The sequence below is a fragment of the Micromonospora sp. NPDC005171 genome (assembly GCF_040608575.1).
Lineage (GTDB): Bacteria > Actinomycetota > Actinomycetes > Mycobacteriales > Micromonosporaceae > Micromonospora.
The window spans coordinates 36,591-59,249 of record NZ_JBEXIM010000028.1; the positions used below are offsets into that span (position 1 = coordinate 36,591).

General features: G+C 72.4%; 16 protein-coding genes. 8 read left to right on the top strand and 8 right to left on the bottom strand.

Annotated elements, in window-relative coordinates; translation table 11 throughout:
- Position 1 precedes the first annotated feature (1 nt).
- Genes ABZU74_RS25435 through ABZU74_RS25460 form a run of 6 tightly spaced genes read left to right on the top strand, consistent with a single transcriptional unit; the run spans position 2 to position 7,421 of the window.
- A complete protein-coding gene (locus ABZU74_RS25435; protein WP_355428576.1) occupies positions 2–1,171 on the top strand; it encodes an ADP-ribosylglycohydrolase family protein in 1,170 nt (389 codons plus the stop codon).
- Positions 1,168–2,535 carry an ADP-ribosylglycohydrolase family protein gene (locus ABZU74_RS25440; protein WP_355428579.1) on the top strand — a complete coding sequence of 456 codons (1,368 nt, stop codon included), beginning with the start codon at positions 1,168–1,170 and terminating at the stop codon, positions 2,533–2,535. Before ABZU74_RS25435 ends, ABZU74_RS25440 begins: the two co-directional genes overlap by 4 nt.
- Positions 2,532–3,470 (top strand): ribokinase, encoded by a 939-nt coding sequence (locus ABZU74_RS25445; RefSeq protein WP_355428581.1) that lies wholly within the window; start codon positions 2,532–2,534, stop codon positions 3,468–3,470. The genes ABZU74_RS25440 and ABZU74_RS25445 overlap by 4 nt, the downstream gene beginning before the upstream one ends.
- Complete coding sequence (locus ABZU74_RS25450; protein WP_355428584.1) at positions 3,467–5,416, top strand: SUMF1/EgtB/PvdO family nonheme iron enzyme; 1,950 nt, start codon at positions 3,467–3,469, stop codon at positions 5,414–5,416. The genes ABZU74_RS25445 and ABZU74_RS25450 overlap by 4 nt, the downstream gene beginning before the upstream one ends.
- Positions 5,413–6,600 carry a CoA transferase gene (locus ABZU74_RS25455; RefSeq protein ID WP_355428587.1) on the top strand — a complete coding sequence of 396 codons (1,188 nt, stop codon included), beginning with the start codon at positions 5,413–5,415 and terminating at the stop codon, positions 6,598–6,600. Before ABZU74_RS25450 ends, ABZU74_RS25455 begins: the two co-directional genes overlap by 4 nt.
- Positions 6,600–7,421, top strand: a complete 822-nt coding sequence (locus ABZU74_RS25460; protein WP_355428590.1) for a CoA ester lyase — start codon at positions 6,600–6,602, stop codon at positions 7,419–7,421. The genes ABZU74_RS25455 and ABZU74_RS25460 overlap by 1 nt, the downstream gene beginning before the upstream one ends.
- 75 nt (positions 7,422–7,496) lie before the next feature.
- Here ABZU74_RS25460 and ABZU74_RS25465 read toward each other — a convergent pair whose 3' ends face one another.
- The 4 genes from ABZU74_RS25465 to ABZU74_RS25480 form a co-directional block, all read right to left on the bottom strand.
- Complete coding sequence (locus tag ABZU74_RS25465; RefSeq protein ID WP_355428593.1) at positions 7,497–8,096, bottom strand: DUF305 domain-containing protein; 600 nt, start codon at positions 8,094–8,096, stop codon at positions 7,497–7,499.
- A 71-nt stretch (positions 8,097–8,167) separates the two neighbouring features.
- On the bottom strand, positions 8,168–9,082 hold the full coding sequence (locus ABZU74_RS25470; protein WP_355428596.1) for a DUF1996 domain-containing protein: 915 nt from the start codon (positions 9,080–9,082) through the stop codon (positions 8,168–8,170).
- Positions 9,083–9,317: 235 nt separating this feature from the next.
- On the bottom strand, positions 9,318–9,977 hold the full coding sequence (locus ABZU74_RS25475; protein WP_355428599.1) for a C39 family peptidase: 660 nt from the start codon (positions 9,975–9,977) through the stop codon (positions 9,318–9,320).
- Between the two features lie 594 nt (positions 9,978–10,571).
- Positions 10,572–12,455 (bottom strand): Xaa-Pro dipeptidyl-peptidase, encoded by a 1,884-nt coding sequence (locus tag ABZU74_RS25480; RefSeq protein WP_355428602.1) that lies wholly within the window; start codon positions 12,453–12,455, stop codon positions 10,572–10,574.
- A gap of 327 nt (positions 12,456–12,782) precedes the next feature.
- On the opposite strand from ABZU74_RS25480, the gene ABZU74_RS25485 reads away from it, so the two are divergent.
- Both ABZU74_RS25485 and ABZU74_RS25490 read left to right on the top strand, forming a co-directional pair.
- Positions 12,783–16,124: a S8 family peptidase gene (locus tag ABZU74_RS25485; protein WP_355428604.1), complete on the top strand. Its 3,342-nt coding sequence runs from the start codon at positions 12,783–12,785 to the stop codon at positions 16,122–16,124.
- Between the two features lie 126 nt (positions 16,125–16,250).
- A complete protein-coding gene (locus ABZU74_RS25490; protein WP_355428607.1) occupies positions 16,251–16,478 on the top strand; it encodes a DUF998 domain-containing protein in 228 nt (75 codons plus the stop codon).
- Here the strand turns inward: ABZU74_RS25490 and ABZU74_RS25495 are convergent.
- The 4 genes from ABZU74_RS25495 to ABZU74_RS25510 form a co-directional block, all read right to left on the bottom strand.
- Positions 16,472–16,966: a DUF2231 domain-containing protein gene (locus ABZU74_RS25495; RefSeq protein WP_355428610.1), complete on the bottom strand. Its 495-nt coding sequence runs from the start codon at positions 16,964–16,966 to the stop codon at positions 16,472–16,474. The two genes, ABZU74_RS25490 and ABZU74_RS25495, sit on opposite strands and share 7 nt — an antisense overlap.
- Positions 16,967–17,117: 151 nt before the next feature.
- The gene (locus tag ABZU74_RS25500; protein ID WP_355428613.1) at positions 17,118–18,344 is read right to left on the bottom strand and encodes an SGNH/GDSL hydrolase family protein; all 1,227 of its coding nucleotides are present in this window, start codon (positions 18,342–18,344) and stop codon (positions 17,118–17,120) included.
- Entirely contained in the window at positions 18,344–20,752 is a 2,409-nt protein-coding gene (locus ABZU74_RS25505; protein WP_355428616.1) for a glycoside hydrolase N-terminal domain-containing protein, read from the bottom strand. The genes ABZU74_RS25500 and ABZU74_RS25505 overlap by 1 nt, the downstream gene beginning before the upstream one ends.
- A gap of 79 nt (positions 20,753–20,831) precedes the next feature.
- Complete coding sequence (locus ABZU74_RS25510; RefSeq protein ID WP_355428618.1) at positions 20,832–22,643, bottom strand: carbohydrate-binding protein; 1,812 nt, start codon at positions 22,641–22,643, stop codon at positions 20,832–20,834.
- Positions 22,644–22,659: the final 16 nt, after the last annotated feature.

Genomic DNA, 22,659 nt, shown 5'->3' on the forward strand with positions numbered 1-22,659 from the left:
CATGTCACTCTTGCTCGACACATCGGTTGGTTGCCTGGTCGGCGCCGCGGTCGGAGACGCCCTCGGCGGCGCCACCGAAACGGCGCTGCCCGAGCAGATCCGCACCCGCTTCGGCGGCTGGGTCGAGGGCATCGTGCCCCCGTACCACGCCGACTGGGCCACCGCGCGGCCGCTCGCGCCGTACCACAAGGGCGACGGGCACATCACCGACGACACGTTGATGACCCACGCCCTGGTCCGCGCGTACGCGGCCAAACGGGACCACCTCGACGCGTACGACGTGGTGGAGCTGCTGGTGCCCGACCTGATCGAGCGGGTGGTGTACATCCCCGACCTGGAGCGCGACGGGGTGACCTTCCACCGGCTCGCGGCCGCCGAGCGGTGGTTGGTCACCCGACTGCACCACGCCCACGCGGACCCGCGCGAGGCCGGGGTCGGCAACATCGTCAACTGTGGCGCGGCCATGTACATGGCCCCGGTCGGCATCGTCAACGCGGGCGACCCGGCCGGGGCGTACGCCGAGGCGGTGGAGATCGCCGGCGCGCACCAGCACAGCTACGGGCGGGAAGCCGCAGCCGTTTTCGCGGCCTCGGTCGCGGCGGCCGCGACCCCCGGCGCGGGCGTCGAGGACGTCGTCGCGGCAGCGCTGGACCTGGCCCGCGACGGCACCCGCGCGGCCATCGACGCGGTGGTCAAGGAGGCCCGCGGCCACCACGACTGGAAGCAGGCCATCCCGGCGCTGCGGGCCGCCGTCGCCCCCTACGACACGGTGGGGGAGGAGTACCGCAGCCCTGGCCTCGGCGCGCGGCGGCCCAGTCGCCTGCACGCCATCGAGGAGCTGCCAGTGGCTCTCGGCATGCTGGTGGTGGCCGGCGGTGACTTCCGGGCCGCGGTGCTCGGTTCGGTCAACTACGGCCGGGACGCCGACTCCACAGCCACCATGGCCGCCGCCATCGCCGGGGCGCTCGGTGGCGCCGACGCGGTGCCGGCGGAGTGGTCCGAGGTGGTCGCCACCGCCTCCAGGACCGACCTGGTGGAGCCGGCCCGGGTGCTCGCCACGGTGGCCGGCGAGGTCTTCGAACGCGACCAGGCCCGGTTCGCCCGCCGGGCGGAGCGTTTCGCCGGGCTGGCCGCCGGTGCCACCCGGGAGGCTGGGGGCGAGACCCGGTGAGGATCACCTGGGTTCAACCGGAGGACCTGCTGCCGCACGAGCTGGCGGCCAGCCGGGACGAGGGGCGCGACGTCGCCGCCCTCGCCGAACGGTGGACGACGGCCGGCGGGGACCTGACCCCGCCGGTCAGCGGGGCGTCGGCCACCCCGGCGTCGCCGCGGCTGCGGGCCCTCGCGACCGAGCTGCTGGACGCCGCCGACGCGGTGCCCGCCGTCGACACCGCCGACGAGGTCGACGACCTGGCCACGCTGCGCGCCGGCTGGCCGGCCACCTGGTCGCTGCCGTCCGAGGCGGCGTACGACCGGCTGCACGGCGGGTGGCTCGGCCGGGCGGTCGGGTGTCTGCTCGGCAAGCCGGTGGAGAAGATCCCCCGCGAGGGCATCCGGGAGATCCTCACCGCGACCGACAGGTGGCCACTGCGTGACTGGTTCACCGCGAAGGGGCTCCCGGCCGACGTCGCCGCCCGTTGGCCATGGAACCGGCGCAGCGCGCCGACCAGCCTCGCCGAGAACATCGACGGCATGCCCGAGGACGACGACCTGAACTACGCGTTGCTGGCCCTGCGCGTGCTGGAGACGCACGGTCGGGGCTTCACCAGCGCCGACGTGGCGCAGGCGTGGCTGGACTGGCTGCCCGGCGGGCGGGTCTTCACCGCCGAGCGGGTGGCCTACCGCAACCTGCTGCTCGGGTACGCGCCGCCGCAGAGCGCCCGCCGGCACAACCCGTTCCGGGAGTGGATCGGCGCGCAGATCCGCACCGACGTGTACGGCTGGGTCAACCCCGGCCGGCCGGACCGCGCCGCCGAGCTGGCGGTGCGGGACGCCGCTGTCAGCCACGTCCGGGGTGGGGTGCACGGCGCGCTCTGGGCGGCGGCGCTGTCCGCCGCCGCGCCGGTGGCCGACACGGTGGACGAGGTGCTGGACGCTGCCGAGGCGGTGCTGCCGCCGCGAAGCCGGTTCGCCGCCACGGTCCGGGAGGCACGCGCCCTCGGCGCGCAGACCGACGACTGGGAGCGCGTGGTCGACGAGCTGTACGCACGACACGGCCACCTGCACTGGGTGCACGTCCGCAACAACGCGGCGCTGGTGGCCGCGGCCCTGGCGTACGGGCGGGGGGACCTGGAGCGGTCGATCACCGCGGTGGTCAGCGGCGGCTGGGACACCGACTCGACCGGCGCGACGGTCGGCGCGGTGACCGGAGCGCTCACCGGCGCGTCCGGGCTGCCGGCCCGCTGGGTCGCCCCGCTGCGCAACCGGCTGGCCAGCAGCATCGCCGGTTTCGACGGGATCGGCTTCGACGAGCTGGCCGAGCGGACCCTCGCCCTGGCGCAGCCGGGGAGCGGCACGGAAGGGAGTGCGGCATGAGCGCGCGCGTGGCGGTGGTGGGCAGCAGCAACCTGGACCTGGTGGTCACGGCGTCGCGGCTGCCTCGCCCCGGTGAGACGGTGCTCGGGGAGAACTTCCGGACCGTGCCCGGCGGCAAGGGGGCCAACCAGGCCGTCGCCGCCGCCCGGGCCGGTGCGGCCTGCGACTTCGTGGGCGCGGTCGGCGACGACGAGTTCGGTACCCGGATGCGGGCGAGCCTCGTCGACGCCAACGTGGACGTACGCGGCCTGCGGACCGTCGCCGGCCCCTCCGGTGTCGCGTTGATCGCCGTCGACCGGGACGCGGAGAACTGCATAGTGGTCGCGCCCGGCGCCAACGGCACGCTGACCGAGCTGGACGCGGACGACCGGGCGACCATCGCGGCGGCGGACGTGCTGCTGCTGCAACTGGAGGTGCCGCTGGCCGCCGTGATCCAGGCGGCGGGCTGGGCCCGGGTCGACGGCACCACAGTGGTGCTGAACGCCGCGCCCGCCGCCGCGCTGCCCGCCGCGCTGCTCGACCTGGTCGACGTGCTGGTGGTCAACGAGCATGAGGCGGCGGTCGTCGCCGAGGTCGCCTCCGACGACCCCCCGGTGCTGCTCGACGCCCTGCTGAAGCTGGTGCCCCGGGTGGTGCTCACCCTCGGCGCGCGCGGCGCCGCGTACGCCGATCGGCACGGCCTTCGCGCGACGGTCCCTGCGCCGCGGATCGACGCGGTGGACACCACCGCCGCCGGTGACGCGTTCACCGGCGCGCTCGCAGTGGGCTGGGCCGAGCGCGGCGGCGCCAGCAGCGAGGACACCGTCACGGCAAGCCTGCGCTGGGCCTGCGCCGCCGGTGCGGCCTGCGCCCAGCGGCCCGGAGCGTCCACCGCCCTGCCCGACCGGCCGGCCATCGACGCCCTCTACGACGCGACCTACCGAGGTGCACCGTGAGCTTCAACCCGTACGTCCCACGCCCGATCGACAGGCCGACCGAGGTGCCGTTGGGCGGGCACGCCGACCTGAGCACCCTGGACGAGGCGAAGATCTTCGCCGCCCCGACCGACCCGGCCGACTGGCCGGCCTGGCGGGAGCAGATCGCCAGGTGGCGGGTCGACGCCCGCGACCGGATCGGCTACGTCGGCGAGCACTACGACGAGATCGCCGTTGACTGCTTCAGCGTCTGCCTGGCCTGGCTCTGGGACGAGACGCTCTACGACCACGAGCGGGGCGTCTTCACCGTCGACGAGTTCCTCGACGGGGCCGGGCGGGACTTCGGCGGCTTCGACGGGGTGGTGCTGTGGCACGCGTACCCGGTGATCGGCCTCGACGACCGCAACCAGTTCGACTGGTACCGGGACGTGCCGGAGCTGCCCGCTGTGGTGCGCGCGTTCCAGCGGCGTGGGGTGCGGGTCTTCGTCGACTACAACCCGTGGGACACCGGCACCCGGCGCGAGTCGGGCAGCGACGCCGAGGAGGTCGCCACGCTGGCCGGCAAGCTCGGCGTCGACGGGGTCTTCCTGGACACCCTCAAGGAAGGTGCCGGGGAGTTGCGGGCCGCGCTGGACGCGGTGCGCCCCGGCCTGGTCCTGGAGGGCGAGAGCCGAGTTCCGTTGGCCCGCATCGCCGACCACGCGATGTCCTGGGCGCAGTGGTTCGCCGACTCCGAGGTGCCCGGCGTGCTGCGGGCGAAGTGGTTCGAGCGGCGGCACGTGCTGCACCACACCCGGCGCTGGCACCGCGACCACCTCGACGAGTTGCACTCCGCCTGGCTCAACGGGGTCGGCGTGCTGGTCTGGGAGAGCGTCTTCGGCGTCTGGGTGGGCTGGAACGAGCGGGACCGCGCGGTGCTGCGGGCGATGCGCCGGGTGCAGACCAGCCACGCGGCGTGGTTGCGCGCCGAGGACTGGGTGCCGCTCGCCGACCATCCCGGCGACGGCCAGGTGTACGCGTCCCGCTGGACGCACGACGACGAGCCGCTGTGGACTGTGGTGAACCGGGGCGCGGACCACGACGGCCCGTGGCTGGTCACCGACCCGGGCGCCGGCCGACACTTCGTGGACCTGGTCGCCGGTGCCGAGCTGACCGTCACCGAGACCGCCGACGGTCGACTGGCGGTGGGTGGCCCGCTGCCGGCCGGCGCGATCGCGGCAGTGGCGCGTGGTGTCGCCGCCGCGCACCGGCACGAACCGCCGACCGGCGACCCGTCCTTCCCGGCCCGCGCCGCGGTGCGCCTCCGCACGCCGTGGGCACCCCGACCGCAGGTGCCGCCGGGGCTGGTCGCCGTCGAGGGCGGCCGGCACGACCTGGTCGTCCGGCACCGGGTACGGGAGACCGGGCTGTACGGCGAGGCGCCCTACGTCGACGAGTGGAAGCCGCTGCCGCCGCGGCTGCACCACCCCGGCACGCTGCGGCGCAGTGTGCGACTCGGCCGGTTCGCCATCGCCGTGCACGAGGTCACCCACGGCGAGTACGCCGAGTTCCTGCGCGCCAGCGGCTACGTCCCGGTGCGCCCGGAGCGGTTCACCGCCGGCTCTGGTCCGGCCGGCGCCCCGGTCACCGGCGTCGAGCTGGCCGACGCGCGGGCGTACGCGGCGTGGGCCGGGCTGCGCCTGCCCACCGAGGACGAGTGGCAGGTCGCCGCCGAGGCAGGGCTGCTGGTGCGGCGGGAGCCGCTGGTGTGGAACCTGACCGAGAGCGAGCACTCCGACGGACGTACCCGGTTCGCCATCCTCAAGGGCGGCGCCCAGTACCGGGCGGAAGGCTCCGACTGGTACCTCGACGGCGGCCCGCAACCGGCGGACGTCTCGGTGAAGCTGCTGCTCACCGGCGCCGGTCTGGCCCGCTCCGAACAGGTGGGTTTCCGCTGCGCGGCCGACCTGCCGGAGGTGACCCGGTGACCGCGCCACTGGACGGGGTCACTGTCGTCGACCTGGCCACCCTCTTCGCCGGGCCACTCGCGGCGGCGTTCCTCGGTGACTTCGGCGCCGACGTGATCAAGGTGGAGCATCCGGCCAAGCCGGACCCGTCACGGGGGCACGGCCCGGCCCGCGACGGCGTCGGGCTCTGGTGGAAGGTGCTCGGCCGCAACAAGCGCACCGTCACCCTCAACCTCTCCGACCCGGACGGCGCGGCGTTGCTGCGCCGGCTGCTCACCGACGCCGACGTGCTGGTGGAGAACTTCCGCCCCGGAACACTGGAGCGGTGGGGGCTCGGCCCGGCCGAGCTGCACGCGGTCAACCCCCGGCTGGTGATCACCCGGATCAGCGGGTTCGGGCAGGTCGGCCCGTACGCCCGCCGGCCTGGCTTCGGCACCCTCGCCGAGGCGATGAGCGGGTTCGCGGCCGCCACCGGGGAACCGGACGGGCCGCCCACGCTGCCCCCGTTCGGGCTGGCCGACTCGGTGAGCGCGCTGGCCGCCGCGTACGCGGTGATGCTCGCCCTGCGGGCCCGCGACGTCACCGGCACCGGGCAGGTGGTCGACCTCGCCATCATCGAGCCGATCATGGCGATGCTCGGGCCGCAGATCACCTGGTACGACCAGCTCGGCTACGTCCAGCCCCGGCTGGGCAACCGGTCCAACAACAACGCCCCCCGCAACGCCTACCGGTGCGCCGACGGGCGCTGGGTGGCGGTCTCCACCAGCGCGCAGAGCATCGCCGAGCGGGTGTTGCGGCTGGTCGGCCGCCCCGAGCTGATCGACGAGTCGTGGTTCGCCACCGGCAGCGGCCGGGCCGCGCACGCCGACGAGTTGGACGCGGCGGTGAGCGCCTGGGTGGCCCAACGGGACCGCGACCAGGTGGTGGCCGCGTTCGAGGAGGCGCAGGCCGCCGTCGCGCCCGTGTACGACGTGCGCGACATCCTCGCCGACCCGCAGTACGCGGCGCTGGGCACCGTGCGCACCGTGCCGGACGAGGAGTTGGGCGAGGTACGGATGCAGAACGTGCCGTTCCGGCTCGCCGAGACACCGGGCGAGATCCGGCACGCCGGCCGGCGACACGGCCAGGACACCGACGCGGTCTTCGGCGCGCTCGGCCTGAGCGCCGAGGAGTTGGCCGCGCTGCGCGAACGGGGGGTGCTCTGATGCTGTTGAGCTGGCTCTACGTGCCCGGCGACCGCCCGGACCGGTTCGCCAAGGCGGTCGCCTCGGGCGCCGACGCGGTCATCCTCGACCTGGAGGACGCCGTGGTCGCCGGGCGCAAGGCGTACGCCCGGGACGCGGTCGCCGAGTTCCTCGCCGAGGCGCACCCGGTGCCTGTGCAGGTCCGGGTCAACGAGCTGACCGGCCCGGACCTCGACGCCGACCTGGCGGCGGTGGCCGGCCGGCCCGGGTTGGCCGGGCTGCGGCTGCCGAAGGTCGAGTCGGCCGTGACACTGGCGGCCCTCGCCGAGCGGGTCGACGTGCCACTGCACCCGCTGATCGAGTCGGCGGCCGGGCTGGAGGCCGCGTACCCGATCGCTTCTGCGCACCCGGCGGTGGCCTCGATCGGGCTCGGTGAGGCCGACCTCCGCTCGGACCTCGGGGTGAGCGACGACGACGGGCTGCTCTGGGCGCGCGGCCGGGTGGTGGTCGCGGCCCGCGCGGCCGGTCTGGCCCCGCCGGCCATGTCGGTCTACGCCGATGTCGTCGACCTCGCCGGTCTGGCCGCGTCCTGCGCGGCGGGTCGACGGCTCGGCTTCCTCGGCCGCGCGGCGATCCACCCCCGCCAGCTTCCGGTGATCGTCGAGGCGTTCCGGCCGGCCGAGCGGGAGGTGGCCCGCGCCACGGAGCTGCTGGCCGCAGTGGCGGACGCGCACCAGCGCGACTCGGGGACCGTTGTCCTGCCCGACGGCCGGTTCGCCGACCGTGCGATGGTGGCCGCCGCCCGACGGGTCGTCGACCTCGCCGCCCGCTACGCCGCCTGAGCCTCGCCGGCGGTGTCCCGTCCGGTCGCGCGCGCACCGCTCGCGGCTGAGTCCGGCCCGGTCCACCCCCCGCCGTCACACCGGGTCGAGGTGATCGAGTCGTGCGAGGTCGGCGGCGCCATTTCGGACCACGGCTGCCGCCAGCGCGACGGTGGCCGGCTGAACTCCGCTCTGCTGCTCCGCGGTGGCGATCCGGACCGCCTGCGCGAGGTGCGCCCGCAGGTGCCCGGCGAGCAGGCGGTGAAACGGCCGTCCGCTGGCCGCTCGCAGCGCGGTCATCTCCTGCGCGGTGACCATGCCCGGCATGTCGTGCCCCTCGTGCGGGTTCGTCGTCGGCGCGGCGGCGTCGGCCAGCAGCCGGCGGGCGTGGTCCAGGTCAGCGCGCTGGGCGGTCGCGAGCTGGGTGGCCGTCCGCCGCCAGACCGGGTCGGTGGTCCGTGCCGGCACCAGATCGAGTACGGGCAGCAGGCGTTCGGTCATCGCCACCGTCAGTTGCAGCCAGGCGATGTCGGTGGGGTTGAACGATCCCGCCGTACCCGTGGGTGTCGTTGCGGTCGTCACCGCTGGCGCGGTCACGGGTGGTGTGGTGGTGTTGGCCGTGTCCCGTGGCCCGGCGCGGCAGCCGGCGACAAGCACCACGGCAGCGAGCAGTGTGGACGCCGTGGGCTGACGCATCCGACCTCCTTCCGCCCGGGGGCGGCGGGCCCGGGGGAACCGGACCCGCCGCCGGGGTGTGAGTCTGTCGCTCAGATCGGTCGGCCGTCGTGGCCGCACTTGATGACGGGACGGATGCAGTCCTGGACCCGGCGGGCCAGCTCGGCCACCGGCCAGGCGTTGAAGAAGTCGCCGTGCATGGTGTAGCCCGGGCCGGAGGCCAGCCGGAACCGTGACGGGTCACCGGTGACCGGATAGCGGAGCACCTGGCGCAACTTCGGCACGTGCACCGGGTGGGTGCTCGGACAGGCCTGGTTCACCGGGTACGCGAGGTGGCTCTTGTGGTCCGGTGAGTCGAGGTCGCGGCCGTTCCAGCACTGCGGGAAGTCCAGGTACGACTCCAGCATCGTGCCGGACGGGCAGTTGACGAAGTCCTTCGACGGGGGCACCTGCCCGGCGTGCAGGCAGGACCAGCGGGCGATGCTGTCGTTCGGCCCGGTGGCCTTCGCGTTGCCGGCGACGAGCCGCAACCCCTGCGGGAACGGCTGGGTGTTCGCGACGACGTCGGCGCGTACGCCCTCACCCAGGTAGTAGAAGGTGGCGATCGCCGGCTCCACGGCGACGTTGTCCCGGTACAGGGTCGGCACCCAGTACGAGGAGACGTCCACCTGGGGGTTGCAGGTGGTGGGGGAGTTGACCAGGTCGGGGAGCGTGGTCCTGGCGTTCGTCACCGTGCTGCCGAAGAAGCTGTGCATGTGCGAGGCCCCGGGCAGCCCGGGGAAGACGATCGGGTCGTCCGGCAGCCGGTGGCTGTAGGTGCAGTCGGCGGGGAATTCGGCGACCCGGATGACGTTGGCGCCGAAGTCAGCGCCGGCTCGGCCGGGGGCGGCGTCGGCCCGGTCGGTGGCGGATACCAGGTACGTGCCGAGTAGCACCAGCAGCGCGCCGATCGCCGTGGCGAGGCGCAGTCGGCGGGGGATGCCGGAGAGGGGTGCGGCCCTGTCCATCGTGACTCCTGTCGGGGGACGGGTCAGGGGCAACTCCGGCGCCGCCGCCGAAGACAGCGGAGTGTGTCCTGGCCAGACTGGTGGTGGCCGGTGGAGGCCATTGCGAGAGAGCGCTCTCAGCAGTCCAAGCCTCGCCCCTACGTCGAAACTTGTCAATACGTACAGCAGTTGGTGGAAATGACGACGACGAAGGGCCGGACCCTTGTGGGGTCCGGCCCTTCCTGGTGGTGCTGGGTCAGCTGGTGGCGTAGCCGCGGGTGGCGATCCAGTCGGCGAGGTGCTCGACGGTGACCTCGTAGGAGGCGGTGTTGGGATCGGCGGAGTCGGCGATCTTCACCACGTTCCCGCCGTCGCGGTACCCGACGACGCTGATGTAGTGCCCGCCCTCGAAGGAGTGCACTCCACCGTCGGTGTCGACGCTGGTGCCGGCGATGTTCGCGACCACGGCCCGGCCGTCATCCACGGTGCGCACGATGTCGGCGCGCAGCCGGTCGGTCTGCTTACCGTCAGCGTTGGGGCTGGAGATCTCCACGCTGTGGTAGGCGTCGTTCTTGCCGGTCTCCTTGTTGAGCACCGGGGTGATGTCGTTGATCGAGTTGGTGCCGGCCTCGGTGGTGCCCATCTCCTTGGCCATGGCATCCACGCTGATGTCCTTGCCCTGCACGGACAGGGCGTTACGGGTGGCAGCCGGGCCGCAGTAGTAGAAGTTCGGCTGCGCTTCGTAGCGCACGCCGAGCTGACGCTCACCGGAGGGCTTGCGGTCGCTCTGGGTCTGGGTGGCCGGCTTGGCGTCCGACGCGGCGTACGCGGCGGTCACCGGCCCGGCGATGGCGCCACCGGTGAAAGCGAGGCCGGCAGCGGTCAGAGCGGTCTTACGGATCAGATCGGTACGCATGATGGCGTGCTCCTCTGCATCGGGGGTGCCCACACCACAACACCCGGGGGCGGGCGGTGATGCGGGGGAAGTTCACGGCAACGTCGGCGATCCGGGGGACCTGCTCGGCGTTGCGGGGGATGTAACCGGGGTGGCCTGCCGGATGTTCCCGGCGGCTGCCCCGCGCCCCACGACCTGGACAGTCGCGGTGGCCTGCCAGGTATAACGACAGTGCCCGGCCCGCGATTCCGCAGCCGGGGTGGCCCCGGCCACTCGACACCAACGGCAAACCGGACAATCCTCCCAGCCTGCCGACGCGGCGAAACAGACACCGCGGCCAGCTTGGGTGATCGACTCGGCTTCCTGGAAGTCGCGGTGTCCGGGTGCCGGGGATACCCCGACATCATGAAAGTCGAGTGGATCATGCCGGTCTGCGTCGTTCGCGCCGCCTGACCGGGCCGACTCGGGGGCAGGGCGGGACCGGCCAGAGGCAGCGCCGCACGAAGCCGGCGCGGTTCGGCAGCACGCGCGGTGCCACGGGGGCAGAGCGGTCCAGACGTGCGGGTGGGGCGGCCCGACGAGTCGTCGGACCGCCCCACCCGTTCGCAGAGCTGATCAGAAGCCGAGGACGCTCCGCCCGCCGACCACCGGCAGTCGCAGCTCGCTGTCGTTCGGCGCGACCCGCAGTTCGGTGCCGCCCAACGGCAGCAGTGTGTACTCCTGGTCGCTGGAGAAGACGACGACCCCGATCCGGTGCCCGGCCGGGAAGATGTAGTCCTTCGGCTCCATGGTCCACCGGTAGTCGTACAGCTTGCCCTGCTTGACCGGCTGGGTGCGCGCCGCGCTCTTGCGGTTCTGCGGGTCCATCCAGCCTCGCGTCACAACGGTCGGAGCGGCGGTCGACCCGGCCGGACCGTAGTCGACCAGGTACGCGGTGAGGTTCGCGTCCGGCTTGTTGTCGATCGCCATCCGCAGTCGCATCTCCGGACGCCCGGAGATGCGTACGCTCTGGGTCAGCTCAGGGGAGCGGTAGGCGAGCCGGTTGGCGCTCGCGGTGTCCGGGTTGGACACCAGCGTGTCCGGGTGGATGGTCCGGCCCTCGTCGACGAAACTCTGCTCGATCCTGGCCTTCGGCGGCTTGCCGGTGGTGAGCGCGCCGGGGGTGGTGGTGTCGGTGGCCGCGAAGCGCAGGCCGACCTCGCGCGCGGCGGGGTCGGGCCAGTTGGCGTACGTGGTGTAGGCGCGGTCCTCGCGCTGGAGCACCGCCGTCGGCTCGTCCATGATGCCGTTGCGCACGTTCCACAGCCAGAAGTCGAACCAGCGGTTCTCGGTCTGCTTGTAGGTCCAGGTCTGCCCGCTGGGCAGGGTCACCGACGCGCTGCTGCCCGGACCGCCGTGCCCGCCCTGGTGCAGCCAGATCTTGCGGGGGACGTCGCGCTTGGCGAGCTCGTCCCACCAGCCGGCGAAGTGCTCGGTCTTCACGTTCCAGTCGTTGAGGCCGTGCACGACGAAGACGCTGGCCTTGACGTCGCTCGCGTCGAGGTAGTCGCGGTCGCGCCAGAACGTCGAGTAGTCGCCGGTGATCCGGTCCTGCCTCGCGGTGATCTCCGCGAGTTCGTCGGCACAGGGTCCTTCGGCGCGGGCCTGCCCGGCGGTGTACTGGGCCAGGATGTCGAGGTCCTCGCCCTGAAACGTCCCGGGCGCGACCACCAGACCGTTGGCCCGGTAGTAGTCGTACCAGCTGCTGATCGCGGAGACCGGCACGATGGTCTTGAGCCCCTTGACGCCCGTGGTGGCCACCTGGTTGGGCAGCGTCCCGTTGTAGGAGACACCGGTCATGCCGACCGCGCCGGTGGTCCAGCCGGCGGTGACCGGGGCGCCGTTCGCGTCGTACCCCTTCGCCCGCCCGTTGAGCCAGTCGATGACCGCCTTGGTGCCGAGCGTCTCGGCCTGGTCCCCGCTGGTCGGGCAGCCGTCCGAGTCGCCGGTGCCGACGCTCTGGCCGAGCACCACCGCGTACCCGCGGGGCACGTAGTAGTCGTCAAGCGAGCCGGGCAGGTTGGCCTTGGCCTGGGCCCGCTGTGCACCGGCGTCGAGGGCGCGGCGTCCGTTGCGGTCGGTCAGGCCGTTCTGCGGGAGGTCGTCGACAAGCACGCTCGGGTACGGCACGTCGCCCCAGGTGCCCTTGCGGTACGGGCTGTGCTCGAAGATGACCGGCACCTTGAAGCCCTGCGTGGCGGTCTCCCGGGGGCGGGAGATGTCGATCGCCACCCGGTCGGGTCGTCCGTCGTGGTCGGTGTCCACAGGGGTCTGGACGAAAACCCGCTCCTCGATCGCGTCGGCGAGCGAGAACACCGGTTGGGTCATGCCGTCGCTGACCACGATGCCGGTGGGCGTGGTGGGCGTGGGCGGAGCCGCAGCCGCTGGTGGGGCTGCGCTGAGGACCAGAGCGCCGGACACGCCGACGCTCAGGAGTGCCAGATGACGGGGTCGACGCATGCGCGTCTCCCTTCGGTTGGGCTGGTTGCCGGGGTCGGCAGGGGCCGATCTCGAAGATCCATTCGTCGCCATGCTAGGTCCGGGCCGGCGTCCCGTCGATCCCTCCGGCCAGGGAGGCACCTGTCGTTCACGCCGTCGCCGCCGGTCCGGCGGGCGGCAATCGAACCGACATCGAACTGAGCCCGGCGGCGAAACAGCGTCGAAATCCTTATTGTGCGGGCCGGAAAACCCCTCGTCGAAGGGTGCCCCGATGATCCTTTCCCTGCATATGATCTTGCAGGAAGTCGCCCGAAGAGGCGGGTTCGTCCACATCAGACGAGGAGCGACATGCTCAGGAAAACGCGGTGGCTGTTAGCCGTCGCCGTCACGGCCACGACGCTGACCGCCCTACCGGGCGGCGCGGCCACGGCCGGTCCCAACGACATCGGTCAGACCGGCGCACCCGCAGCCTCGGCCGATCCGAAGACGCACACCGTCACCCTGCTGACCGGGGACGTGGTGACCGTACGGGACACCGGATCGGGCTGCCCACAGGCCACGGTGCGGCCGGCGGACGAGAACGCGGTGATCCACCAGAGCTGCGGCCCCGACGGTCACCTGCACGTCGTCCCCGCCCGCGTCGCGTCCCAGCTCGGCTCGGTGCTCGACCCCGACCTGTTCGACGTCACCACGCTGATCGCCGACGGCTACGACGACGACAACTCCGCCGAGCTGCCGCTCATCGTGCAGCCCGCCACCGCGTCCGCCCGGGTGGCCGCGCTCGGTGACGTACTGCCGCTGGCCAGCATCGGCGCGGTCGCCGGCCGCGTACCCAAGAAGAGCCCGGCCACCGCGAAGCTCGCGACCAACTCGCTGCTCGCCGGTGCGAAGAAGGTCTGGCTCGACCGCAAGGTCCGGGCCACCGCCCTGACCGATGGCGGGCGACCCGCCGGCCTGGACCGCAACCTGGGCCAGATCGCCGCGCCGGACGCCTGGAAGGCCGGCTACACCGGCAAGGGCGTCCGGGTCGCGGTGCTCGACACCGGCGCGGACTTCACCCACCCGGACCTGGTCGGCCGGGTCGCCGACCGGGCCGACTTCACCGCCGACGGCGGCGACGCCGTCGACCACAACGGCCACGGTACGCACGTCGCGTCGACAATCGCCGGCACCGGCGCGGCCGCCCACGGCCAGCGTCGCGGCGTGGCGCCGGACGCCAAACTGGTCATCGGCAAGGTCCTCGACGACCACGGCTACGGCGACGACTCCGGCATCATCGCCGCGATGGAGTGGGCCGCCACCCGGGCCGACGTCATCAACATGAGCCTCGGCGGCAGCGACCCGGACGACGGCAACGACCCGATGTCGCTCGCCGTCGACGGTCTGAGCAAGTCCACCGGCGCGCTCTTCGTCATCGCCGCCGGCAACAGCGGCGGCGCCATCTCCTCGCCCGGCTCGGCCGCCAGCGCGCTGACCGTCGGCGCGGTCGACCGGAACGACAAGCTCGCCGACTTCTCCAGCCGTGGGCCGCTGGTCACCAGCCACGTGGCCAAGCCGGAACTGGTCGCCCCCGGTGTCGACATCGTCGCCGCCCGGGCCGCCGGCACCAACCTCCAGGACCCGATCGACAGGTACTACGAGGCGATCAGCGGCACCTCGATGGCGAGCCCGCACGTGGCGGGCGCCGCCGCGCTGCTTGCCCAGCGCCACCCGGACTGGACCGGTGAGTGGCTCAAGGCCGCCCTCGTCGGTGCCGCCGACCCGCTCGCCGGCATCGACCCGTACGCCGTCGGCGCCGGCCGGCTCAACGCGGCCCGGGCCCTCGGCGGCCCGACCAGCAACCAGCCGGTGGTCAACCTCGGCACCTTCGCCTACCCGCAGTCCGGGACCAGCGAGACGACGCTGCGCTGGACCGGTGAGTCGACTGGCGCCCTCGATCTCGACGTGTCGCTCGTCAACCACGACGGCCAGCCGGTGCCGCGCGGCGCGGCGTCGCTCTCGACGAGCCGGCTGACGCTCAAGCACGGCACCACCGCGGCGGCGACCCTCCGGGTCAACCGTGCGGCGCTGGCCGCCCGGCCCGGCTTCTACCTGGCCACCGTCACCGCCCGTTCCGGTCGCAAGCTGGTCTCGACCACCCCGGTGAGCTTCTACGTCGAGCAGCCCAGCTACGACCTGACGATCCAGACGAAGCCGCTGCCGGGCCTGAAGGACGGCGCGGAGAGCTGGATCAACCTGATGGTCACCAACCTCACCGACCCGGTGATCTACTACGACGGCGCGGGCGGTACGCCCGGAGACACCTTCACGCTGCGGGTACCGGCCGGCCGGTACGCGATCCTCGGCTCCTCGGTCGCCTACTACGTCGACAGTGACGTGCTGGAGACGACGCTCGCCGCCGAAGCCGACCTGGACGTGCGCAGCGCCCGAAGCGTGACGCTCGACCCGGCGCGGGCCAAGCCGGTGACCGCGACTGTCGACGGGGTGCCCACCACGCCCACCCGGACCGACTTCACAAACGTGCAGACCGCGCCGAACGGCCTGTCCTGGTGGCACCAGGTCAGCGGGTACGGGGCCAAGACGACGGTCCGCACCACAGCGCTGCCCAAGCCCACCGTCGGCTCCCGGCGCACCTGGGCGGCCGTCAACCTGGACTCGCCGGCCGGCACCGCCAAGCCGTACCGCTACAACCTGGTGCACGAGTACGCGGGCGGCGTACCGGCCGACCCGGCCTTCCGAGTGAGCGAGGCCGAGCAGGCCACACTGGCCCGGATCGACGAGCGGTTCCACCAGACCGACTCGGAGGGGATGTTCACCCAACTGGTCCGTACCGGCATGACCCGCGACGGGGTGGGGGTGACCCAGACCCACGAGGGGAACCTGCCGCCATACCGGACCGACTACCTCTCGCCCGACATCCTCTGGGCCGACCAGGGCGTCTACGGCGGGCTGGCCGCGGACGAGGCACCCCGCAGCTACCAGCCGGGTAGCCGGCAGACCAAGATCTGGGCACGTCAACCCCTGCACTCCGACTGGTACGACGACCCGGCCGGCGCCGACTGGAGTTGCGCCACCGCGCCGTCACGGACCCGGGGCAACCTGCACCTCGACCTGGTGTCGCTGACCGACCAGCACCAGCGGGCCGACTGCCTGCGGGGCGAGGCGATCGGCGTGAAGCGCAAGCTGTCGCTGTACCGCAACGGCAAGCTGGTCGACGAGCGGTCCGGCCCGTACGGCGACTTCACCGTCCCGCAGTCGATGGCCGACTACCGGGTGACCCTCGACGTCGACACGAGCCTGATCCTGCCGATCTCGACCAGGGTCAATACCTCGTGGACGTTCCGGTCCGCCGGCCCGGACGGAACCGGGAGCGTGCCGCTGCCGCTGCTCGCTGTCGACTACGCCCTGCCGATGGACCACGACAACCACCCGGTCGACGGAACGGCCGAGCTGACCGTCCGGCAGGCGCACGGTGTGCAGACGCAGAAGGTGACGTCGTTCCAGGTCTGGACCTCGACGGACGACGGTGCCACCTGGACGTCGGCCCGGGTCACCGGCAGCGGCGACGGCTACCGGGTCGAGTTGCCGAAGGCCACCGCCGGGCAGCCCGTGTCGTTGCGGGTGAAGGCCGCCGCCAACGGCGGCAGCGGAATCGACCAGACGATCATCCGGGCGTACCACGCCGGCTGACCGTCGACGCGGTGGTGCGGCGCGGCTCCGGCCGGCCGCACCACCGTTTTTTGTCGCGGTGTCGATCCGGCCCCACCTCGTTCGTCGTGACGGTGAACCGTGACGCCGACGACGAGAGGCACGCCCATGACGTCCGTCGCCGAGACACCGCTGCGCCGAGCCCGTTTCCTGCTGGGCTGTGGCACGGTCGCCGGCCTGCTCTTTCCCGTCCTGTCGTTCGGGCAGGCGTTCACCCGCTCCGGATTCGACCTGCGCCGGCACGCGGTCAGCTCACTCACCCTCGGTGACCTGGGCTGGTTGCAGGTCATCGCGTTCGTGGGCACGCGCGCGCCGAGGTGGCCTGACCGTCACTGACCTTCCCAGACCGCCTTCGCCCCGGAGTCGCCGGTGCGGAACACGTAGTAGACGGCGACGCCGGCGGCAACCACCGACAACACCTGCAACGCCAGGGTCAGTGGTCGACCGGGCCGCCCCTCCGCGCTGGTCCCGGCGGCCCTGGGCGCCACGAACCAGACCAGTGCCAGCGCCACGACCGCCAACCCGATCGTCGCGTAGAGCGTCAGGTCGCCGAAGTCCTTATGCGTCTGAAGTCTCGGGAGGAATTCCGGAGTGACCCGGTTGGCCGCCCGCATGCGCGCAAGGAAGGCGTCGCCGGAGAGCTTCGTCAGCAGGGCGGCGACCGGCGCGCCCACGGCGAGCAGCCCCAGCACCCAGCGGGTGTGCGGCCGGATCGGCGCGACCAGCGCGTAGCCGATCGTCAGCAGGGCCAGCAGCGGCACGAACACGACCGCGGCGTGCAGCAGCAGAGGGTGGGCGGGGATGCCCATGAACTCCTCGAACATCGGCGGCTCCTCCTGATGTCGGCCGGACGTCGATCGTCCGGGGGTGGACGCTATCGGTACCGCATTGGTGTGTCAGCCCCCAAGATTGCTTCTGCGGCGTCCGTCCGGCCAGCCACGCCGGTGACCGGCCGGACGGAGGTACGCCGACCGGTCAGCGGTCGCAGCGCAACGAGGCCAGGTCGACGCCGTCCGCCATCGCCTGCATGCCCTTGTCGTTCGGGTGGAGGTGATCTCCGCTGTCGAAGAACGGCAGCAGCGCCTGCCCGTCGTACGGGCTGCGGGTGATTCGGTCGAAGTCGACAACGGCGTCGAACACGCCGCTGTGCCTGATCCAGTCGTTGACCCCCTGCCGCACGGCCTCACCTGCGGCGTCGTACTCCGGCCAGCCCTTGTACGCCATGACCGTGGCACCGACGACGCACCTGCCGGTCGCGTGCGCCCGGTCGGCCAGCTGCCGATAACCGGTGGTCAGGTCGTCCACGGTCACGCCGCTGTGGGCTTTGATGTCGTTGATGCCCTCGAACACGAAGACCGTGTCGACCCCGGGCTGGGAGAGCACGTCACGGTCGAACCGGCGCAGCGCGGCCTCCCCGGCGCCGTCGGCGAGCACCTTGTTGCCGGAGATGCCGGCGTTGGCCACGCCCCTGACCGGGCTGTCCGGCGCCGCCTGGAGCCGCCGGGAGAGGTAGTCGGGCCAGCGCCGGTTCGCATCCGTGCTGGAGGCCCACCCGTCGGTGATGGAGTCGCCGAGGGCGACCACCGAGCGGGTCGCGGTGGACGTCCGCACGCTCACCGCGTCCAACCAGTACCAGGAGGTCATCGAGTCGGTCCAGTTGGTCGCCGCCTCCTCGGCGGCGTGATCCCCGGCGGTCGCGTACGACGTCTGCATGGCCATGCCGTGCCCGCTCGTCGGGCCCTGCGCGCCGGTGACGTGGAGGCTCACCACGAGATTGGCCTGGGCGGCCAGCCTGCCGGGCAGCGGGTCGCTGAGGATCGTCTCCCCGGCCGCGACGGTGACCGACGGCTGCCCGCCGAACGTCAGCCGCCGGTTGCTGCCCCGGACCAGCTCGGCACCCTGCCGCTGCAACCCGGCGTACGCGCTGGTGAAGGTCACCGGGTGGTCGCCGAAGGCGTTGGTGAGACGGATCCGCAGCGCGTCCCCGCCGACGCTGGTGCGCACCACCAGCCGGTAGCTGCGCTCGGCGGGCCCGACGCCCTGCCGGTCGGCACTGGCGGCCCAGGTGACCGCGAAGTGCCGGTCGTCACCGGCCGCCGGGTCGTGCCGCGTCCGCGCCTGCCCCGCCGACGCGACAAGGGGTACGCAGAGCAGCGCGGCGACGGCGACGGCCGCCCCGCGCCGGGCGAACCCGGCCCGCATCAGAGGTTCTCCAGGGTGACCGACTCGCCGGGGCGCAGGGTGACCTGGCGGGACCGACCGTTGGCCAGCACGGTCGTGGTGCGGCCACCCACGCTGGTCAGGCGCGCCTGGGTGACCCGCCCGTCGCGCCAGCTGAGGTCGGCGGTGAAACCACCGCGTACGCCGACACCGGCCACTGAACCGGCGGACGCCCAGGCGGCGGGCAGCGCCGGCAGCAACTCGACGTGACCGGGCCGGGAGTAGAGCAGCATCTCGACGATCGCGGCGGGCGTGCCGAGGTTCGCGTCGATCTGGAAGATGCCCCGGCCGGGGTTCGTCTCGTAGATGTCGAAGAGGTTCATGGCGCTGCCGTTGCTGCCGTTCGTCGACGGCCGCAGGTTGTTGACGACGAGTTGGTACGCCTTCTCCGCGTCCTTCAGCCGCGCCCAGCACAGGCTGCGCCACGCGTTGGCCCAGCCGAAGCTGTTCATGCCGCGCGCGGTGAGCAGGGCTGTGGCACCGGCGACGATCTCGGCGGGGGTGGAGCCGTCCGGGCGGATCCGGTCACCGGGGAAGAGACCGATCAGGGGGGAAAGGTGCCGGTGTGTGGTCTCACCGAGGTTGTCCGGTGACATCCACTCCTGCAACCACCCCGAGGTGGGGCTGACCTCGGGCAGGTAGAGGCGTTTGCGGAGCGCGTCGATGCTCCGGGCGTGGTCGGCGTCGCGGCCGAGCACCCGGGCGGCGGTGTGGTAGTTCTCGAAGAGGTTCCACACCAGCTCCTGGGAGTAGGTGTTGCCCCGGGTGTCCTGCGGCCCGTGCTCGGCCGACCAGTCCCGGTCGGCGACCAGCACCTCGCGCTCGACGCCGGACGCGTCGGTGACGGTCGTGGTGACGAGTCGGGTCTCCCAGAACTCCACGGCACCCTTGACGACCGGGTAGATCTTCGCCAGGTACGCGCGGTCCTGGGTGTACTCGTAGTGCTCGAACAGGTTCTGGCAGAGCCACGCGTTGCCGCTCGGGTGCCACCACCACCCGCTCCCGCCGTACGGGTTGGTGGAGAAGGCGACCGCCCACCCGGCGACCCGGCCGCTCGTGTTGCGGAACCGGTTGGTCGAGGTGTTGAAGAGCCGCTGGGTGACCTCGGTCCAGACCGGCAACTGCGACACGCAGTAGTCCGCGTACGCGTCGAAGGTGTCGGTGAGGCCGGCCCGGTCGGCCGGCCAGTAGGTCATCTGGATGTTGACGTCGCTGTGGTAGTCGCCCATCCAGTCCGGGTCGTTGCCGTCCAGCCACGGGCCCTGCAGACCGATCGGCAGGCTGCCCCGCGACCCGGAGATCAGCAGGTACCGGCCGAACTGGAGGTACGCGGCCTCCAGCTCCGGGTCGGGGACGTCGTCGCGCCAGCGCGCCTTTATCCGCTCCCAGGTGTCCAGTTCCCGTTGGCCGGCGGACGACGTGCCGAGGTCGATCGCGAACCGCTCGAACGCCGGGCGGACGTCGGCGACGTGGGTGTGCAGCAGCTCGCGGACCGACGCGCGCGCCGCGGCCAGGACCTTGTCCCGGGCCAGCCGTTCCGGCTGCGCCGATTCGTCGCGGAACCCGGTGGCGGCGGTCGGCGCGTAGGAGGTGCCGCCGCTGACGATGACGGTGAGGTCCCGGCAGTCGGTGAAGGAGATCGACGTGCCGGTCACCGCCACCGTCCCGGTGCCGCTGTACGCGGTGACGGCGGCACCGTAGCGCAGGCCGTTGGCGAAGGAGGCGCCGAACGACGCGTACCGGCCGGTGGGGTTGGCGGTGGTGGACTCGCCGTGGGTGCCGGCCAGGGAGACGGTGCCGGTGTAGGTGCCGCCGCCCTGCGAGGTGAAGTGCAGGACGATGACGTCGTCCGGGCGGCTGGCGAAAACCTCCCGCCGGTAGCTCATCCCACCGATGTCGTACGCGGCGCTGACCAGGCCCTGCGCCAGGTCGAGGGTGCGGCGGTAGGCGTCGACCGCACCGAGGTCGTGCCCGGGGATGTCGACGGTGAGCGTGGCCAGCATGGTGAGCGAGCCGAAGTCCTCGCGCCCGTAGGGGAACTGGCCGTCGCTGTCCAGGGTGTCGTTGCGGCCACCGGTCCAGAGCGTCGCATCGGTGATCGTCAGGAGTTCCCGGGACGGGTCGTTGCTCGCGAGCGCGCCGAGTCGGCCGTTGCCCACCGGCAGGCCCTGCTCGATCATCGAGGTGGCGGAGCCGGGTGCCCGCCACCAGAGCTGATGCTTCGCGGCGACGGCCGGGGCGAGCATCGGGGACCTGGTGGGACGCCGGGGTGCGGGTGTGGCGGCGAAGGCGGGTAGGCCACCGAGTGTGGTGGCCGCGCCGGCGGCGGCGGCCAGCGCGAGGAAGCCGCGACGGCTGGGGTGGTTGTCACGGGTGCTGTGGATCTCCATGTCGGGTTCTCCAACCTGGGGTTCGGCGGATGCACGCGGCGGCGCGGCCCGGCTGTCGCGCCGGGCCGCGCCGGGCACGTCAGAGGGTCTGCGGTACGGCGATCCGGTCGATGTCGGGGGAGTACCAGGTGCCGCTGTCGAAGGTGATGGTGTTGGCGCCCGCCTTCAGCGCCAGCTGGACGCTGACCGTCTCGACGGTGCCCCAGTCACCCGTGGAGGGGAACTTCAGGTAGCTGCCGTTGCCGCCGTTGGAGGAGACCTGCACCGACCGCGCGTCACCGCTGACGTAGGAGACGGCGACGGTGTAGATGCCGTCCTTGCGCACTGTGACGTCGTTGAACCGCACCTTGCCGCCGACGTAGAGGTTGCCGACCTTCTGACCGCCGGAGCAGGCGTCACAGCCACCGACGGAGGCGTTGCCGGTCAGGGTGTTCACCGACGCCTCGGCCTCGTAGCTGGTCGAGGCGAGCGCGGTGCCCGGCCGTACGGTGAACAGCCGCGAGCCGTGCGCGGGCAGCGCCGCGGTGATGCTGTTCTTCTGCGCTCCGAGGTCGCGGCGGTTCCACACGTCCCGCACCGAGGCGTTGCCGGTGAACCCGAACGACGCCCAGTGCGCGGTGACCGATGCGGGCGCGTCGGCGAGGTTGAACAGCGCCACGGTCCAGCTGCCGTCCGGGTTCTTCGCACCCCAGACCTGCTGGTCACCGGCGGGGGTGACCGGCCGGGCCGGCGCGCCGCCGTTCTGGTCGATGGCGATGACCTCGCGGTTGGTCAGCAACGACAACCCGTAGTCGTCCAGGCGGGTGAGGTCGTCCCCGGTGTACAGCGGCGACTTCGAGATCGCCCACAGCGTCGCGTACGACTGACGCTCGGCCCTGGTGAGGCCGTCCATCTCGCCGTTGCCCACGTTGAGCGAGTCCAGGTCGTTCCACCCGCCGGGGCCGGCCTTGCGGCTCCAGGCCGGCGCGTCGTCGAACCGGTCGTCGACCGAGTTCTCCCAGCTGACCAGGGTGTTGCAGTAGCACTCGACGTCGGTGTCGATGCGCCACCCGTTGGAGTACCTCTTCCAGTCGGCGGCGTGGTTGATGTCGAGCGACCAGGACAGTTCGAGGTGGATCGGCCGCCCGGCGGTGGTGATGGCCCGCTGCCAGGCGGCCACGTCGGCCACGTTGTCGTAGTTGTCACCGGACTTGAACGAGCCCGGCCCGACCCCGTCGAGCTTCAGGAAGTCGTAACCCCAGTCGGCGAAGAGTTGTGCCTGCGAGTCGATGTACTTCTGCGCGCAGGGGTTGTCGAAGTTCAGCTTGTAGGCGCTGTCCCAGCCGTTGGTGGTGCGCAGGTCCGGGTAGACGATGTCGGCGGTGGTGCAGTCCGGCGCGTTCCAGATCGGCGCCGCGCCGTTGGCGTACGCCTCCTTCTCCAGCCCGACGGGGAGGTAGATGCCGGCCTTCAGTCCCTTGCCGTGAATGTGCTCGGCGACGGCCTGCATCCCGCGTGGGAACCGCACCGGGTCGGGGGTCTGCCGGGCGTACTCGTCGAAGCGCGGCACCCAGTCGTTGTCCCGCCACCAGCCGGCGTCGATGTTGACGTACTCGTAGCCGTACGGCTTCAGCTTGGTGGCGAGGGCGTCGGCCTGCTTCAGGACGTTGGCCTCGGTGAGGTAGCTGTAGTCGCCGTCGGGGTTCAGGCCGGGGTACTTCGAGGACTGCATTGTCCAACTGGTCCACCCCATGAAGGGGCGATCCGCGATGCCCGTCGCCGCCGGGGTCGTCGTCAGGGCGTGGGCCGGTGCGGCCTGGGCCGCGCCCGCACCGAGTAGCACGGCCAGTGCCACTGCGACGAGGGGCACGCCGGCGCGGGGTCGTCTGCGGGGGATCGTCGGTGACGGCATGGTCAACCTCCTGGTG